Annotated in this window: 18 protein-coding genes; 5 read left to right on the forward strand and 13 right to left on the reverse strand. The window is 44.2% G+C overall.

From position 1 onward, the window contains the following. The first annotated feature begins 19 nt into the window (after nucleotides 1–19). A complete protein-coding gene (locus KE626_RS28725) occupies nucleotides 20–862 on the forward strand; it encodes a sigma-70 family RNA polymerase sigma factor (RefSeq protein WP_211976511.1) in 843 nt (280 codons plus the stop codon). A 266-nt stretch (nucleotides 863–1128) separates the two neighbouring features. Beyond that, nucleotides 1129–2094 (forward strand): phosphatidylinositol-specific phospholipase C, encoded by a 966-nt coding sequence (locus tag KE626_RS28730; protein WP_211976512.1) that lies wholly within the window; start codon nucleotides 1129–1131, stop codon nucleotides 2092–2094. A gap of 104 nt (nucleotides 2095–2198) precedes the next feature. Here KE626_RS28730 and KE626_RS28735 read toward each other — a convergent pair whose 3' ends face one another. From KE626_RS28735 to KE626_RS28785, 11 genes are all read right to left on the reverse strand, one after another. Then, entirely contained in the window at nucleotides 2199–3449 is a 1251-nt protein-coding gene (locus KE626_RS28735) for an RNA polymerase sigma factor (protein WP_211976513.1), read from the reverse strand. A gap of 5 nt (nucleotides 3450–3454) precedes the next feature. Further along, nucleotides 3455–3799, reverse strand: coding sequence for a YciI family protein (locus KE626_RS28740; RefSeq protein WP_211976514.1), 345 nt, complete (start codon nucleotides 3797–3799; stop codon nucleotides 3455–3457). Nucleotides 3800–3951: 152 nt separating this feature from the next. Next, on the reverse strand, nucleotides 3952–6132 hold the full coding sequence (locus KE626_RS28745; protein WP_211976515.1) for a peptidase domain-containing ABC transporter: 2181 nt from the start codon (nucleotides 6130–6132) through the stop codon (nucleotides 3952–3954). Nucleotides 6133–6141: 9 nt separating this feature from the next. Beyond that, the gene (locus tag KE626_RS28750; protein ID WP_211976516.1) at nucleotides 6142–6666 is read right to left on the reverse strand and encodes a peroxiredoxin family protein; all 525 of its coding nucleotides are present in this window, start codon (nucleotides 6664–6666) and stop codon (nucleotides 6142–6144) included. 2 nt (nucleotides 6667–6668) lie between these two features. Continuing rightward, the gene (locus KE626_RS28755) at nucleotides 6669–7328 is read right to left on the reverse strand and encodes a hypothetical protein (RefSeq protein WP_211976517.1); all 660 of its coding nucleotides are present in this window, start codon (nucleotides 7326–7328) and stop codon (nucleotides 6669–6671) included. 59 nt (nucleotides 7329–7387) lie between these two features. Then, the gene (locus KE626_RS28760; protein ID WP_211976518.1) at nucleotides 7388–8755 is read right to left on the reverse strand and encodes a hypothetical protein; all 1368 of its coding nucleotides are present in this window, start codon (nucleotides 8753–8755) and stop codon (nucleotides 7388–7390) included. Between the two features lies 1 nt (nucleotide 8756). Further along, the gene (locus KE626_RS28765; RefSeq protein WP_211976519.1) at nucleotides 8757–9515 is read right to left on the reverse strand and encodes an ABC transporter ATP-binding protein; all 759 of its coding nucleotides are present in this window, start codon (nucleotides 9513–9515) and stop codon (nucleotides 8757–8759) included. A gap of 11 nt (nucleotides 9516–9526) precedes the next feature. Next, a complete protein-coding gene (locus tag KE626_RS28770) occupies nucleotides 9527–9721 on the reverse strand; it encodes a hypothetical protein (RefSeq protein WP_211976520.1) in 195 nt (64 codons plus the stop codon). 76 nt (nucleotides 9722–9797) lie between these two features. Next, the gene (locus tag KE626_RS28775; RefSeq protein ID WP_211976521.1) at nucleotides 9798–9965 is read right to left on the reverse strand and encodes a hypothetical protein; all 168 of its coding nucleotides are present in this window, start codon (nucleotides 9963–9965) and stop codon (nucleotides 9798–9800) included. Nucleotides 9966–10019: 54 nt separating this feature from the next. Next, complete coding sequence (locus KE626_RS28780) at nucleotides 10020–10181, reverse strand: hypothetical protein (RefSeq protein WP_211976522.1); 162 nt, start codon at nucleotides 10179–10181, stop codon at nucleotides 10020–10022. A gap of 361 nt (nucleotides 10182–10542) precedes the next feature. Beyond that, a complete protein-coding gene (locus KE626_RS28785; protein ID WP_211976523.1) occupies nucleotides 10543–11511 on the reverse strand; it encodes a hypothetical protein in 969 nt (322 codons plus the stop codon). Nucleotides 11512–11777: 266 nt separating this feature from the next. On the opposite strand from KE626_RS28785, the gene KE626_RS28790 reads away from it, so the two are divergent. Then, nucleotides 11778–12227 carry a YqgE/AlgH family protein gene (locus KE626_RS28790; RefSeq protein ID WP_211976524.1) on the forward strand — a complete coding sequence of 150 codons (450 nt, stop codon included), beginning with the start codon at nucleotides 11778–11780 and terminating at the stop codon, nucleotides 12225–12227. Between the two features lie 195 nt (nucleotides 12228–12422). Here the strand turns inward: KE626_RS28790 and KE626_RS28795 are convergent, their stop codons facing one another. Next, nucleotides 12423–13481, reverse strand: a complete 1059-nt coding sequence (locus KE626_RS28795; RefSeq protein ID WP_211976525.1) for a hypothetical protein — start codon at nucleotides 13479–13481, stop codon at nucleotides 12423–12425. Between the two features lie 267 nt (nucleotides 13482–13748). On the opposite strand from KE626_RS28795, the gene KE626_RS28800 reads away from it, so the two are divergent. Continuing rightward, entirely contained in the window at nucleotides 13749–14021 is a 273-nt protein-coding gene (locus KE626_RS28800; protein ID WP_211976526.1) for a DUF4242 domain-containing protein, read from the forward strand. Between the two features lie 110 nt (nucleotides 14022–14131). Here the strand turns inward: KE626_RS28800 and KE626_RS28805 are convergent, their stop codons facing one another. Then, nucleotides 14132–15028 carry an alpha/beta hydrolase gene (locus KE626_RS28805; protein WP_211976527.1) on the reverse strand — a complete coding sequence of 299 codons (897 nt, stop codon included), beginning with the start codon at nucleotides 15026–15028 and terminating at the stop codon, nucleotides 14132–14134. 96 nt (nucleotides 15029–15124) lie between these two features. Here KE626_RS28805 and KE626_RS28810 point away from each other — a divergent pair, with 96 nt between their 5' ends. Continuing rightward, complete coding sequence (locus tag KE626_RS28810; RefSeq protein ID WP_211976528.1) at nucleotides 15125–15994, forward strand: LysR family transcriptional regulator; 870 nt, start codon at nucleotides 15125–15127, stop codon at nucleotides 15992–15994. Nucleotides 15995–16006 lie beyond the last annotated feature (12 nt).

Raw genomic sequence — 16006 nt, forward strand, 5'->3', positions numbered from 1 at the left:
TTAACCTAAATTATCACCTGTGTTGAAAGACTATCAGCATATATTATTTCCATACGCCTATAATATCCTGGGGGCTGTAGAAGATGCAAAAGACGCCATCCAGGATGTGTTGTACAATTATCTTGCTACGCCCAGGGAAAATGTGGATAACGAAAAAAACTACCTGATCAAAAGCGTGATCAACCAGGCGATCAATATACGGAATAAGAAAAAGCAGGTGAAGCTGGGAGATGTGTGGCTGCCGGAACCGGTGGCCACGGAGGGGGCAGACAGCAATATCAACCTGCACGATATTGCCTCATATTCCATGCTGGTATTGCTGGAGCAACTCAATCCGAAAGAGCGGGCGGTATTTATCCTGAAAGAAAGCTTTGGTTATTCGCATGAAGAAATTGCGGAGGTGCTATCCATCACTACGGAGGGATCGCGGAAATTGCTCAGCCGTGCACGTACACGGCTAAACGAATCAAAGCAGCCGGCCACCAACCGTAAAGCTATTCCCAGTGGGATACTGGACGATTATATTCATGCTATCAGGAGCCGCAATACACATACCCTGGAAAATTTACTTTCGCGGGAGGTGACCTTCTTTGCGGATGGAGGCACTAAGATGAATGTGGTGAAAAAGGTATCTGTTGGTTTGCATGAAGTGGCCGAACTGCTGCTCTACATCTATGAAAAATATGATAAGGACCTATCGGTTGTTACAGCGGAGATCAATCATCAACCGGCATTGCTGTATTACAATGATACCAGGTTAGTGGCCTGCCAGGTATTTGGCGTATCAGCGGCCGACGGCAAAATATTCCAGATCAATAATGTGGTGGATCCGGATAAACTCAAAACTATCGATAAAGCATGAGCTGAGCATTACGAATTTCAAATTACGAATTACGGCTTAGTGAAAGATAGCAGCGAACGTTTTTCGCGTCTATTAATTTCACTAAGCCGTAATTCGTAATTTGAAATTCGCAATGCTCGGCCTCATCTGGTTTCCCTCCCGGCAAAATCGTTATTCTACTAATACTCCCGCGTGTCGTGGTTTCCCCATTCTTAACCTATAAATAATTTCCGCTGCGTTGGAGAAAGCAATATTCCGGTGTATTTTTAAGTATAAACCTCTCCACTATGAAGCAAAAAACCCTCTTCCTGGCTTTGGCCGCCCTTTCTTTCTTTGGTTGTAAAAAAGACCTGGTAAACCCAACTGCCAACAACGGCATTGAAACAGGCAACAATACCCTTACAACCTCCACGTTAACAGTGTCTCTCCCTGGCTGGATGGGATCTGTTGCAGACAACACCAATCTTGCTGCCTTGTCTATTCCCGGCACGCACGACAGTGGCGCCCGCACGGAGCCGGTTAGTGGTACTGCCAAGTGTCAGAACCTGAGTATCCGCGAACAGCTGGATGCAGGCACCCGCTTCCTGGATATCCGCTGCCGCCACATTGGGGATGCCTTTGCCATACACCATGGCTCTATTTACCAGAATCTGAACTTTACCGATGTATTAACCGCCTGCTACAGTTTCCTGGCGGCCAATCCAACAGAAACTATTGTAATGTGCGTAAAAGAAGAGTACGACCCAACCAACAACACCCGCACATTTGAACAAACTTTTGACAGCTATACACAGCTGCAGCCTTCCAAATGGTATTTGGGAGATGCTGTTCCCAACCTGGGTTCCGTAAGAGGCAAAATTGTATTGCTGAGAAGATTCGGCGCATCCAACACACCAAAAGGTATTGAAGCCACCAACTGGGCCGATAATACCACCTTCTCCATTAACAATACCAACTCCAGTCTGCGTGTACAGGATCAATATGTAGTTCCCGACAATAATGGAAAATGGACCGGGATCACCAACCTGTTTACCGAAGCTAAAAACGGCAACCAGTCAGTATTATACCTCAACTTCACCAGTGGCTACAAATCGCTGATCTTTGGTATCCCCAGCATTACCACCGTTTCCAATGCTATTAATCCACAGATCAATACCTACTTTACCAATAATACGCATGGCAGGTATGGTATTATACCCATGGATTTTGCTGCAGCAGACAGGAATACGTTGATTATTAACACAAATTTTTAAAGACGCTGAAAGCATAAGGCAGAAAGCAAAAAGCTATCGAAGCAATTGATCAATGCGGAAATTCCATGTTAATCAATTGCTTCGATAGCTTTTTGCTTTCTGCCTTATGTCTTCCGCTTCCCCAATGTATCGATTTCCCGCTGCAGGGTTTTCTTTTCTGTCGCGGATTTCGTGAGCGTAATCGCTTTTTTATACAAAGCGATGGCTTTGTCAATATCGGTATCGGCGTATAGCCATGCCAGTAAGGAATGATAATAGCTGCTGTTTGTCAGTTCCAGCTTTTCTGCTTCTTTTAAGGCAGTCTGGTGCCCATACACTTTTGCAAACGCAAAAGTTCTGTTCAGAGCGGTCATAGGAGAATATTCCACCAGGATCAGCTGATTATACAACTGTAAAATATGTTCCCATTTATTATCGCCGGTAGGAGTAGTATGCCAGTAAGCAATCCCTGCTTCGAGATGGTACTTCGACAGTTCATTGCCGGTACAGGCATTGACCAGGTAATAATTCCCCTTTTCTATCAACTCAGTGCTCCACCGGCTTCTGTCCTGGTGTTCGAAGAGGATGGTTTCCCCGCTGTCGTCTTCCCGGGCGTCGAGCCGGGAGCTTTGAAAGCACATCAGCGACAGCAGTGCATTGGCTTCGGTGGTATTGGTCAGCGGACTCTCTGTAAGAATAAGCGCAAGCCGCATCGCTTCGGAGCAAAGATCCTTCCTGATCAGTTGATCACCGGACTGAGAAAAATACCCCTCATTAAACAGCAGGTACAATGTTCTCAGCACCACCTCCATCCTGGATTGTATGATCCCTTCATCCAGCGCCCTGATCTGAAAATTATCTTCCCGCAGTGTAGCTCTTGCCCGCAGTAAGCGTTTTTTTATCGTTTCTTTTTTGGTGAGAAAAGCATCTGCAATTTCTTCCACACTAAACCCGCAAAGGATTTGCAGTGCCAGGCATATTTGCGCCTCTTTTGAATTAGCCGGATTACAAACTGCAAAAATCATCGCCAGCTGGCTATCCGTAATTGTTTGCCTGTTGAACTCAAACGCCGGCCCGGGTTCATAGTCCGTTGTTTTAATAGCCCCCTTTATCTGCGTTTCGAAGAGGCTGATGCGGCGGAGATAGTCTTTCGTTTTATTCTTTGCCACCGTATATAGCCAACCTGCGGGGTTCTCCGGGATACCGCTGACAGCCCATACCTCTGTTGCCTTTAAAAACGTTTCACTGGCAATATCTTCTGCTGTTTCAATATGTTTTAAGCCAAAATGACGGCATAGCACGGCCGTCATTTTGGAATACTCCAACCTGAATAAGTGAGGTAACAACTCCCGGTATGATGCCCCCTGTTCACTCATGGGTACTAATCTTTATCTTCCGGTGTTAGTATTTGTCTTATTTCTATATTTCCACCAGTTTTGAAAGTAGGGTTAGCCTTGGCCATTTCCACCACCTCTTCAATAGAATCGGCTTTAACAATCAAATAACCGCTGATAAATTCTTTGATTTCCGTGTAAGGGCCATCTGTGACCACATTTCCGGGTTGCACCGTTTTAGCCTGGGAAGCAGATAACCTGTTGCCTTTATCCACCAGCTTGTTCTGGGCAGCAATACTTCCCATCCAGTTCATCCTTTCCTGCAGCTGCTCCGGCGACGGGTTGCCGTGTGGATTAGTACTGTTCCTGAAAATTAATACGAACTCTTTCATTGTAATCAGATTTTATTGTTCATCCCAATGACGATCGATAGCCCGGGATGGGGACAAAGTCACCTACTTTTATGCCTGTCCGGCGCTAACAAAGTAGTATCACCGGTTTAGCTACCGAAGATAATGAATCCGGTTGGTATGAAAATGCGCGTTCAATATCCCAGGTCCTTCCAATAAAGGCTATACAAATTTTCCGTTTCCAGCAACGACTCGTGGCAACCGCTGCGTTCAATTGTTCCGTGTTCGATGATGAAGATCTTATCGCATATGGACTTTAGTACATGCAGACGGTGGGTTATAAAAATAATAGCCATTTCTTTTTTCAGCTGCGACAACAGGTTTAACAAAAACTGCTGTGAATCACGATCCAAGGCGGCATTTGTTTCGTCGAGAATCAGCAGTTGGGGCTGATGATACAAAGCGCGGGCAAACGCAATGATCTGTTTCTGGCCACCGGATAAATTAACACCCGCTTCTCCCAAAATGGTCATATACGATTGCGGTAAACTTTCCAGGAAGGGCGCAAAGTGATACTGTTGTATAAATGCCAGTACCCGTTGCGGGTTATTATCGGCATCTTCAAATGCTATATTCTCCAGCACATTTCCGTTGAAAATATGTACCTGTTGCTCTACTACCGCTATTTTTTTCCGCCAGGAAGAAAGTGAAATATTATCCAGCGGGATATGACCATTAACCAGTATTTCCCCATTTTCAACCTGGTAGCGCTTCTGCAAAATTTTACCAAGCGTACTTTTGCCACAACCATTTTCTCCCATCAGCGCTATAATTTCTCCTTTCCGTACCTGCAAACTGATATCCTTTAACAGCTCTACCCTACCCGGAAAGCGGAAAGAGATATGTTGCACAGATACTGAGGTGACTTCATCTACGGCGATACCCGCATCATTTTCGGTATCCATACCGGCATATTCGAACATCCTGTTGAAAGCTATCTTGGCTTCGTTCAGCGGAATGGTCACCAGCGCCAGGTTTGATACGCTGTTCAGCAAGGAAGAGCACATTCCCAGGACGGCAATCAATATCCCGGCTTTCATATTGCCGTGTAATACACTCCAGGAACAAAACAACAGGATCGACATCAGGAATATAACGCCAGCGGCATTTGCCAGAAACGTTAACCTGATCTGCGTTTTTCCAAGTACCAATACACTGTCCTGGTACTGCTCATAAACAGTTTTATTTCTACCTGCAAACAGGGCGTGCTTATCATAATTCTTGATATGGTCTATCCCCTGGAAAGTGGAAATATAATTTGACTCTGCATAGGCATAATTACTCATGATATTACGTTGCTGGGAAAGGATAGGTTTATTAAATCTATATATCAGCAGGTAGTAAAAGGGCAGCGTAACAATACATACCAGGGGCACCTGCCAGGAGTAAATAAACAACAGCGAAAGAGTTACCAGTGTTACCAGCGCATCGATAATGGTATTACCCACCAACTGGCTGATCACCTTTTGGATACGTGATGTATCGGAAAGGCGGGCACTGAATTCCCCTATCTTCCTGGTATCAAAAAAAGTAGCGGGTAACCTCAACAAACGGGTAAAAAAACTGTCCACAATCCGCAGATTGAACCATTTGCTCTGGCTGATCAGGAAGCGGGTTCTCATTACTGCAGCCCCTTCTTTCATCAACAGCAGCAGGAAAACGAGGGCGGCAGAGAGATACAGCTTATGAAAATCCCGGTCAGGAAGAATATGATCAATCAGTCGTTGTGAAAATATCATCATGGTAGCGCCCAGCAGCGCAATCAATATTCCCAGGAATGCAGAGATGACCAACAACGGGTAATCTTCTTTTATCAGTTGCTTAAACCAGGCTCGTTTCCTGTTTCGCACATCGGTCGATTTCTCAAAATGCCTGGCTGGTTTGAGTGTAAGACAATATTTTGATTTCCAGATATTTTGCAGTTCTTCTGCAGACATCAACCGGATTCCCTTACCGGGATCTCCGATCACAAACATATTTTGTGTACCCTGCCTGATCTGCCCATAGCACACCACATAGTGTTGCAAATAGTCGTTGATATGCACATGCAGGATCAATGGTTCCGGGTGGGTGGTTAAGGCCTCCCAATCGGCCTGGCAGCCCGCTGCATCAAATCCCGTCTTTTGTGCTGCGTGTAACAGCCCCAGCAGGGTGGTGCCGGTTTTGCTTGTTCCGCTGATATTCCTGAGCTGCTCAATATTACTATCTCCGCCATAGTACCTGGTCAGTGAAAGTAAACAAGCCACTCCACAATCAGAATAATCATGTTGCAGGAAGAAAGTTTTCCTGGTATGTTTTAGCTGTTGCTTGTTCATAAGTAACCTTTATAATTTTATCAGCGTATCGCTCAAAAGGTTGTTGATACGGGTTTCGCCCAGGAACTTATTCACCAGCCGGTTGTTCTTATATACGTAAAAGCTGGGGATAACACCTGCACCAAAATAGCCGGGAAACTTTATACCCGGATCCGACAATACAATGATGTTAGGCATTGTATTCAATTTATAGTCCTGGTAGAAATGAGCCACAGACAGGCTATCGCTAAAGGTGACCATCAGTATTTTACAGTTTTGCAGCTTCTCTTTTTCGGCTACATACTTTTGCGCAGTATATTGACAATGTTCACAATCAGGGCTGAAATACTCAATGATCAGGCGATCGGAGTAGTTATGCAAACTATCCAGGTTAAACTCTGTCTTATCCTGTTTATAAAACCGGAAGGCAGGCAGCGTATTGGCCTGCTGCCCGATTTCCTTTTTCTTTTTGATAGTTTTGAATATATGATAGCCCATAAAGGATACAAACAGCAGCAGTACGCCGCCGATTACCATAGACAGTTTCCTTTTCATGATTAGCTGAATTGAAGGGAGATAAAAATGATGACAACGATCCATACCAATAGCAGCGCGCCGTAGGTAGATGCGACTGTTTTCAACGCTTGTCCCCATTTCTGCTGCGAGAAATATTTTACCCCCATGGCGAGCAACACCCAATATGCCACTTCAAAAAGATTAAGCTGGGATAGCGGGTAGATAAAGTATTTGGGGATGGTGTTGATATTCATTAGCTGTGTGACCGACAGTGGAAAAAAATATTGGAATGACTTTGGTGACAATGAAGGCAGCAGCAGGAAGCAGGATATTTTTATAAGGGTAGACAAAAATGTTACCATCTCCGCCAGTATTACGATCCGGAGACAGTTCTTATATTCAATAGCAGGCCCGGACAGCATAGCGCCGGTATAAATGGCGCCGGAAAAGATCACACAGCGCAGCAGGAGCAGCAGGGGTTGCGCTACATAGCTGATCCATAAAAAATGCTGCCTCATTTCGATGGTTTTTGTGATCCGCTCTTCGTCAACAGTGCCGTGCAGTAGTGTTTCGTAAAACTCGCCGGTATAAACGTATGTGTTAGTGATGTAATAAAGGATAACATACAATAGGGACAACACCAGGAATACTCCCCAAAACCGGAAGGAATACAGTTCATTGGTTTTTACATCTTCTATCATCTTATTATGTTTATAAAAGGGTTAATAGTTACAGGTTAACGTATATGCGTTACAGGTATTTATGCGTTAAAAAAATCCTTTTTGAGCCGGAGCGAAAAATCATACAAATTTCTGCTGATGTATATCCAAAGCCCGATACCTGCAAGCAAAATAATTCCCAGCAGCACGTATAAATACAGGGGCATATTGTATAAAAATCCGGCTGCCATAGCTGGCAACAACTGAGCAAGCGTGTAACGCCTGGAAGTTTTTGCTCTAAACCGGTTAAAGTCGAACGCTGCCGGAACAGGAAAATATTTACTGAAAGAACTGATAATTCCGATAGTGATGGAAAAAAAAGCAAACACCAGGTAGGTGGCTGCTATCTTCCATTCAATCATATGCGCAATACCCAGGCAAACAAAAGTGAGCACAATATCTGTGATCAGGGCCGGGAACAGGAGCTCCAGGTACATTTTGACATATCGCTGCGGACTCGCCTGGATGATCAGGTTATTCAGGGCCACGCTATAAAAATATCCCCAGATATTATTGTATACATAACTGAACAGGATAATGGGAATAATAAGACATAATATAAAAGGCACCTTATCCATTACCATATAGAGGTTACCACCTTTCAGAAAAAGAAAGTTTGATACAATCAACAATTTGAATCCAATTCCAATCAGCAATACGGTTACAACGGCCCTGTTCCTGAGTACGAGCACCCAGTGCAGGTTACGGCTTACCGGCTGGCCCGCGGAAGATGTTGCGGAAGATGCCCTTTCATCGCCGGCGCTACTTTCATAACTTCTTTCATAATAAAAAAAGTAAAGGGTAACATTCAGTATTACCACCAATACGGACAACGGCAGATTCCAGGCGGCGCTGTAACGGGCGGCTGTGATGAGGTATTGTCCGGCTGCTGCCAGCAATACAAGCAGCAGGTAAAAGTATTTTCGCCAGGAAACAGCGTTGATAATATTTTCGGCCGACAGAATACCGGTTGCCAGCAGCAGAAAAAGAGATAATACGTCCGCGCTGTTCACATGGCTGGCGATACAAGCGTACACCGCGATGTATAATACGTAGATGGCATACCTGGTCCGGTATAACGACAGCGCCAGGAGATCCAGGGCAGCCACCATATTTTTGCTCAGCGGATATTCTGCACCGATAAATGTTCTCTTCATACTGAAAGAAGGGAATAGTTTCAATATCAGCGGGCTAACCAGCACCGTGAGTTTCACTGCGTGAAAAAGCAACGCTGCATCAAATTTACCAGCGGGATGCTGTATGGCGTAATTATGCAGTACTGCCAGTGCTACGGCGCTAACCAGGAGCAACACGGCCAGCAGGAGGTCCCCCAACTGTTCTTTCCAATTGCCTGACAACGAAAAATAAGCCGCTGTCCTTTTTTTGAGCAGAAAGGTAAATAGCTTCATTTTATACGATTGACTCAATCAATGACAGATCCCTGGATGGCGGATTCAGGTACTTCAACAACGCGGCGTCAATGGATCCTTCCACATTATCGGTAAAGTGGCTGGCGGTATCATTAAAAACAAGCGCTTTTTTATGCAGTATACCAATATGTGTAGCCACCTTACTGACATATAACAGGTCGTGTGAAGATATCAGTATGATTCTTTGCGAAGCGCGATAGGCGCTGATAAAATCGCATAATTTATGACAGGCAACGGGGTCGAGATTAGCAAAGGGCTCGTCCAGTATCAACAGGTCAGGTTTATGCAATACAGCGGCACAGATCGCCAATTTTTTCTGCATACCGGAAGAGTAGGTCTTGGCCGGCTTCCGGAGGTCTTCTTCCTCTTCAAAAAAATACGCCAGCAAATTTCTCCGCTGTGTGAGCAGTTCCGGTTGAGGCATATTGTATAGCAGCCCTATCCAGGAAAGAAAATCAAACGCATTCAGTTCTCCTATCACCTGGTTAAACTGGCTCTGCACGCCCATTTTCTGCTTAATCAGCAAGGGTGCTGTAGCATAGGAATGATCGTTGATGGTTAATTGACCGGTGGTAGGTTCAATGATATTGGCAATAATATTCAACAGGGTACTTTTTCCGGATCCGTTGCTGCCTAGCAAACAATAAACAGCATCGCCGGGAATGGAAAAGGTGATGTTCTCCACGGCAAACAGTTTGCCGTCATATGATTTGCTGATGCTCTCCAGCTGTACGCTCATGAATAATCGCTTTATTTTCGTCTGGCGCTGTAAATACCGTATACGAGGTATCCAATTCCAACCAGTATACAGGCCACTGCTTTAAATGTGATATTGCCGGCATGTTGCACATAGTTATACACGGCAAAGGCAATAAATCCGGCCGACAGGATAAATTTTGAGTAGATGCTCACCAGGCTTCTCGTAAAAGTGCTTTTCTCCGACATGGAAATAAAAATATAAAGTTGATAAAGTGCGGCGGCTATAAGCCGCCACACTTATTGCTATGATTGCGAACATTCATCAGTCGTCCGACAGCAGTGCAGAGCCACAGCCAGCTGCAGCCAATGCAAGTCCAACACCTGTTTCAGCAGTAATAATACCTGCTGCGCATAAAGCACCAGCTGCGAGGGAAGCCCAGGGAAATCCTGCTTCTACCTGTGCCAGTTCATTCTGATTCAAAGTTTTCATAACCATTTTTTGATAAGTTAAAAATTGGATCAACACTTACTGTAAATAGGGAACTTAGTTCATTGCGGCAGCGCATGCTGCAGCAGTGCCTTCTCCAATTGCCAGTGCTGTTTCAGGTTGTGCGATCATAGCAACAATGCCGAATCCGCATGCGAAAGCAGCCCAATTTGTACCTCCCTGGATGTCGGCCATTTGCTCATTCTGTAAAGTTTTCATGTTTAGAAAATTTGTGGTTAAAAATTGAATTGCGGAGGATGGGTAACAACAACTAAAATTGGGTGGGTTCCATCCTTATTGTCTCTGGATAGGCCTATTCAGGTAGTCTAAAGTAGCGAATTCCACAACACGAAATTGATATCAATATTTCATTTTAATGATTTTAAGGAGATTTTAAGTTCACTAATATGATAGTGAGGAATCCCTCTTTAAGCTGTTTTTAATTTCCCGGATTAAAATCATGTAAACTCCCCGGATGACGCCGCTATCAACCATTACAAGCAAAAAACGGGGTACGGTTTATTGCTAAACCATATCCCGTTTCATGATCTGATCAATCAACAATATTCAAAACGCAGGCTTAAAAACCTATTTGGGTGCTATCTGCGCTCCAGTCAGTATTCAGTGATACCTTGAATCCGAAGTGAGGATCTATCTCAGGTCCGAAAAGCTTACCGGTAATGATCACTTTCTTATTCCATTCATTTGTGAAGCCTACTTTCCGCTCAGCCATTACCTTACCATTACCATCGTATGCGGTAATGATGGCCATCATTGACGTTGTTCGGTTCAGGATAAAACGCTCAAACTTTGTTGCGCTCACCCTTACAAAAGGTTTAATGATAAAGTCCTGTTCGGGGATACTCACGTCAGTGTAGGGAGCATCTGTTAAACCCGTTTTAAAAAAATAATATCCGCACTCTTTATCCAGTCTCACATAAATAGACTGGTTAGCCGCAGCATCTAAAATATTCACTTCTACCTTGCCTACAATCCTGTCAAGCGCCCTTGCAGCCACAATGGTATCGTTGTTAATATTGATCGTGAATTTGTTATAATATGCTTCTTTCGCCCAATACCAATTTACCACTCTAAAACTCAGGTAGGCTGAATCAAGTGACCACATAGGTGGTTTCCGGTCGGGATAACCTGCATTCCCCAACGTATCATGGCCATTGAATGGCAAATTAAAGGGGGATGCAAACATCAGGATTGTGTAAGGACCTCCCGGCTGAAGGGAGTCTTTGACGGTTCCAAAAGTGCTTCCAATGGAAGACTTCTGGAATTTCCTGCTTACTTCCTTACCGCGGTTATCATACGCCAGGTACCAGAAATACCGGACATAGGCGCCCATGGAATCAGTAGCAGCCAGCGCTGCCCTGTTTCCAGGCATATCAACGGTTTCCTGTGTAAATCCTGTTGCGCTAAAAGTAACGGCAACTTTCCCTTTCGGATCGGGTGTGGTGGGATTTTCAACAGGGTTGTCACTCTTCTTACATGCAAAGAAGAGCAGGCAAAGTGCAATCGCACTAAGAGACATGGCTTTCATAAGAATGTTTGGTTTAAAGGTTTCAAAAAAAGATATGGTTACTTAAAAAATAATCGTTTATGTCGGCCACCGACCCCACGCCGCTGCCAGCCTGGTATCCAAATCCATTTTGGCAGGAACTGCAGAATACGAATGCATATCCCCACGATGATCAAAACAAAAATGTGAAAGTTTTTATTGTTGACATAGCCGTTAATAATACTGGATAAGTTGAAACGTCGGACAAAGTTACTTGATCTGTCGCGCTATTATAGTAATTTAACGCCATGAATATCGGCTATTTCCTGGCCAGCACACAGCTGTTGAACGATACTTATTTTGAAGACGCCCTGCTTTTCATTGCTGAAAATAATGAAAACGGTGCGCTGGGATTTGTTGTGAACAAACTGTTTCCACGGAGGATCAATGAACTGGCAGAATTCCAACGCAGCATTCCATTTCCGTTATATGAAGGCGGACCTGTAGACCAGGAACATCTGTACTTTATACATCGACGGCCCGATCTGATAACAGGCGGCGAGCCAGTCACCGATAATATCTACCTGGGCGGAGACTTTAAAGCGGCCATGAAGCATATTAATAACGGCACTATTACAGGAAAGGACATACGGATTTTTATTGGATACTGTGGCTGGAATCAGCAGGAACTCGAAGAAGAAATAGCGGAAGGGTCCTGGGTGTTACCGGTAGATAAGCAACAGTTGTTTGATTATTAACACAGCACTGCGTTGTTCTATGCCACCGGCGCCACTGCAGCGGAGCTGAGCCGTTAAAAGCCAGCTACCTCAATTGCCCCGGTCCCTGCTGCAAGTGTTGTCACCCATCAACGGCATGTATGGGCAGCAATGCGGAGAAGATGAACCGGTGGGTCCGGACAATGAGGTACATGCATTCATCATACTATTTGTGGTTTATGATCCATTCATCCGCTGTAGTATTATTTGCACTGAATCATTCCCCAACGCCCCGGTCAGCGTTAATCGCCCTGCAGCGCTAACCGGAGACATCAAGCCGGTAAAGACAGGCTTCCCCGTTGGATTGTACCATTTCATTTCCAACTGATTGCCCTTCTTTTTATAAACTCCATACCATCTTCGTTGCATCGTGTTAAATTCAAATACACATCCGTTCTTAATATCAAAATATACCAGGGTAAGCGTACTGTCTGCACAACTGGCATTACTGATGACTTGTTGATTTACCAACAGCTGTTTCACTTCATACTTGCCCATAAGCTGCGGATCCCTGTTGGGCTTGGCATGCGTGGCAATTAACAGCAGGGGCACATAGATAACAGAAAGCCGGATGGCTATTTTTAAATATTTAGAAAGATGAAGAGCCGGCAACTGATCTTTTGCCATAAAGAAGAACTCCTTCAGGCGGTTAAATTCGATGAACAGGAAATACAGGACACCAGCCATCATGATGGAAGCATGGATGACTACCGTACCACCAATTTGATAAAAAATATCCATCAGCAAAATATTGGCGAGTACCGGCAGCAGTATAAAAACACCTGCCAGCCTTGTTCTGTGGAATAGCAGCAGCAGGGCGCCCACTATCTGGCATCCGGCTATGATACAGCCCAAAGGGTAAGAGCGACTAAAAAAAGTCCAGAACAGGTCCGAAGATGAAAAACTGCTGAATGGCAGATCAAGTTTACTTAGTGGTACGACAAACTGGAAATGAAAGATTTTCTCCCACCCGAATGTGGCCAGGTCAAATGCTACGCCATAGCGTAAAAGACCTTGCCAGAAGGCCAGGGTATCCGGGCTGCCTGTTCTTCTCAAAGACCATATCACCGCATAGATAATAGTGGCAGCCAATATAAGAGCGGGGACCATAGTTATAGTCCTTGCGGGCATCCAGGTTCTCATAAAGGTAAAGCCCATTCGTAACGTAAGCGCAGCAATGACCAGTCCTGCCAGTACGCAGGTAATGAGTTTTTGGGGGAAAGAGATTTTCTGCATACAACATAAAGTTGGTTGACAAGGATAATATACAAAAGCTGATGCATGAAAATAGATTTTCCATAAAAACAAACCATCAACAGGCAATAATTTCCCCGTCCTCCCCGGTGGGCATCAATAGTTGCAGGTAATTTCATTCTTTTTAAATAATTGCTTATATTTAGGATACATATTTCTTACTACCCCGTGGCTATCCTCAAAACGTCAACACCTGTAAAAAACCCCGACAACGAGCAAGATTTAACTGTCAAATTAAAAACTACGATTATGCCTAAGTATGTTATCGAACGCGACATTCCTGGTGCAGGTAAATTATCAGGAGAACAATTGAAAGCAATTTCACAAACTTCCTGTGGCGTCTTAAGCAATATGGGGCCACAAATTCAATGGGTACATAGTTATGTAACGGGCGACAAAATTTATTGTATTTACATCGCACCTAACGAAGAAATGGTTCGCGAGCACGCAAAACAGGGAGGATTTCCAGCCAACTCAGTAAACGAAGTGGCTACCATCATAGATCCTACAACTGCAGAGTAAAACTTACAAACACCTGTAAAAACACTACAAAGCCTTAAAAAGGAAACACCCGTAAATGCCGGCATTTACAGGCGTGGAACTCTTTTTTTGATAGTATTTGATATTCATCCTTACGCTGCCAGTTTATACCTGATATACCCGGCTACATTTGCAATAGCCTCTCTGCCCTGATCTATTACACCTCCCATCTGAAAGAATCCGTGTATCATTTTGGGGTATACCTTTTCAGTTACCTCCACATTCGCGTCGCGAAGCTTTTTGGCGTAGGCCCCCGCTTCATCCCGCAGCGGGTCATATTCGGCTGTTATAATGAATGCATCCGGCATCCCGGACAAATCATCATTGAATATCGGTGCTGCCTTGATTTTATCTTCCGTATAATACTCCCATAACTCAACAGCACTCTTTAAAGTTAAAACAGGCCCATCTGCAAACTCAGACCAGGAAGGAGTTGCGAGAGAAGAGTCAGTAGCCGGGTATATGAGTACCTGGCATAAAATTTTATCCAGTTTTCCTGCTACAGCAGTAGCTAATGTGCCTCCCGCGCTATCTCCGGCTACTGCCATACGGTGGCTGTTTATTCCCAGCTCCGTTGCATGATTCATGATCCACGCTGTAGTATCGATACAGTCATTCAATCCATGAGGAAATGGATACTCCGGGGCAAGCCTGTAATCAACGGAAATAATGACTACCCCTGATAAATTGGCCAGCTGTCGCAAGGGACGATCATGCGATTCAATACTCCCTTTGAAAAATCCGCCTCCGTGAAAATAAACTAGTGCCGGTAATGCTTTATGGTTGCTGGGCCGGTAAATCCTGATGTTGATTTTTCTGTCCGGGAATATAATGCTCCTGTCTTCCACTGCAAATACGGCATCCTGTTGTCCTGCAAGTGGTATCAACCTTTCATAGGAAACTCTTGAGGCCTGTAGTTTGTCCCCTATGCTAACTTTAACAGACTTAATGTAAGTCAGTGCCTCCTGTACCTGTGGTAAAATTTCCATTTTATTATCATTTAGCAACAAAATTACCCCGTCCGGATATATAAATTAAATAATACAATTTATAGTCAGTCATAAAAATATTTATACCTTTAAAGTATGGTAAACCTCGAATGGTACAGAACCTTTAAGGCTGTTTATGAAACCGGCTCACTAACTGCCGCTTCAAAGGCGTTGTTTATATCGCAGCCCAATGTAAGTCAGCATCTCTCTTCTTTGGAAGCAAATATTGGGAAGACATTATTTGAGCGAAAGCCAAGAATAATGCCTACCGATTATGGTAAGTTGTTTTATACGCAGGTAGTGGAGCCATTGGAAAAGCTAGAGAAAGTAGAAGCGGGTTTCAATGCTGCATGTTTAAAAAAGCAGTCGCCTGTCATCCGGCTCGGTGCTGTGCAGGAGTATTTTCAGGCTGTATTATCTGAAAAAATATCCACTATCGATGCAAACCTTATTTTATCTTTTGGACGCACCAAAGAGCTTCTCAGCAGGCTGCAAAAAGGTACATTGGATTTTGTGGTAGCTACCAGGTTGTCTGAATACAAAAACCTGGTTTTTGAACCTGTGCGCCAGGAAACGTTTATCATCGCCGGTAATAAAGCCATCGACACCACTAAATTTGATAAATATATCAGGAAAGGAAACCTGGAGAATGCAGAAGCATGGCTGTTATCACAGCCATGGATAGCGTATACCACCGATCTTGCCATTATACGCAGGTTTTGGCAAAAAAACTTTTACAAACGCCCGGTTATTAAACCATACAGTGTAATACCCGATATGAATATTATTTTAAAATCACTCAGGGGCAGCGCTGCTTTAACAATAGCAGCAGATTACCTGTTAAACGATGACCTGAAGATAATCTGGAGGGGTATAGTGCCGGTAGAGAATACCTTATACCTGGCTTATGATCAAACGAGGGTTACGTCAAACCCGGTGAAGTCAATGAAGCAATTTTGTTCATAAGCTTTCTAATCT

It is taken from the genome of Chitinophaga hostae (assembly GCF_018224885.1).
In the GTDB taxonomy this organism is placed as follows: Bacteria; Bacteroidota; Bacteroidia; order Chitinophagales; family Chitinophagaceae; genus Chitinophaga; species Chitinophaga hostae.

Bases quoted from the DNA above. Each gene is read 5' to 3' on its own strand.
- KE626_RS28730 (WP_211976512.1), top strand. From the start codon at position 1,129: ATGAAGCAAAAAACCCTCTTCCTGGCTTTGGCCGCCCTTTCTTTCTTT.
- KE626_RS28735 (WP_211976513.1), bottom strand. From the start codon at position 3,449: ATGAGTGAACAGGGGGCATCATACCGGGAGTTGTTACCTCACTTATTC.
- KE626_RS28740 (WP_211976514.1), bottom strand. From the start codon at position 3,799: ATGAAAGAGTTCGTATTAATTTTCAGGAACAGTACTAATCCACACGGC.
- KE626_RS28745 (WP_211976515.1), bottom strand. From the start codon at position 6,132: ATGAACAAGCAACAGCTAAAACATACCAGGAAAACTTTCTTCCTGCAA.
- KE626_RS28750 (WP_211976516.1), bottom strand. From the start codon at position 6,666: ATGAAAAGGAAACTGTCTATGGTAATCGGCGGCGTACTGCTGCTGTTT.
- KE626_RS28755 (WP_211976517.1), bottom strand. From the start codon at position 7,328: ATGATAGAAGATGTAAAAACCAATGAACTGTATTCCTTCCGGTTTTGG.
- KE626_RS28760 (WP_211976518.1), bottom strand. From the start codon at position 8,755: ATGAAGCTATTTACCTTTCTGCTCAAAAAAAGGACAGCGGCTTATTTT.
- KE626_RS28765 (WP_211976519.1), bottom strand. From the start codon at position 9,515: ATGAGCGTACAGCTGGAGAGCATCAGCAAATCATATGACGGCAAACTG.
- KE626_RS28770 (WP_211976520.1), bottom strand. From the start codon at position 9,721: ATGTCGGAGAAAAGCACTTTTACGAGAAGCCTGGTGAGCATCTACTCA.
- KE626_RS28775 (WP_211976521.1), bottom strand. From the start codon at position 9,965: ATGAAAACTTTGAATCAGAATGAACTGGCACAGGTAGAAGCAGGATTT.
- KE626_RS28780 (WP_211976522.1), bottom strand. From the start codon at position 10,181: ATGAAAACTTTACAGAATGAGCAAATGGCCGACATCCAGGGAGGTACA.
- KE626_RS28785 (WP_211976523.1), bottom strand. From the start codon at position 11,511: ATGAAAGCCATGTCTCTTAGTGCGATTGCACTTTGCCTGCTCTTCTTT.
- KE626_RS28790 (WP_211976524.1), top strand. From the start codon at position 11,778: ATGAATATCGGCTATTTCCTGGCCAGCACACAGCTGTTGAACGATACT.
- KE626_RS28795 (WP_211976525.1), bottom strand. From the start codon at position 13,481: ATGCAGAAAATCTCTTTCCCCCAAAAACTCATTACCTGCGTACTGGCA.
- KE626_RS28800 (WP_211976526.1), top strand. From the start codon at position 13,749: ATGCCTAAGTATGTTATCGAACGCGACATTCCTGGTGCAGGTAAATTA.
- KE626_RS28805 (WP_211976527.1), bottom strand. From the start codon at position 15,028: ATGGAAATTTTACCACAGGTACAGGAGGCACTGACTTACATTAAGTCT.
- KE626_RS28810 (WP_211976528.1), top strand. From the start codon at position 15,125: ATGGTAAACCTCGAATGGTACAGAACCTTTAAGGCTGTTTATGAAACC.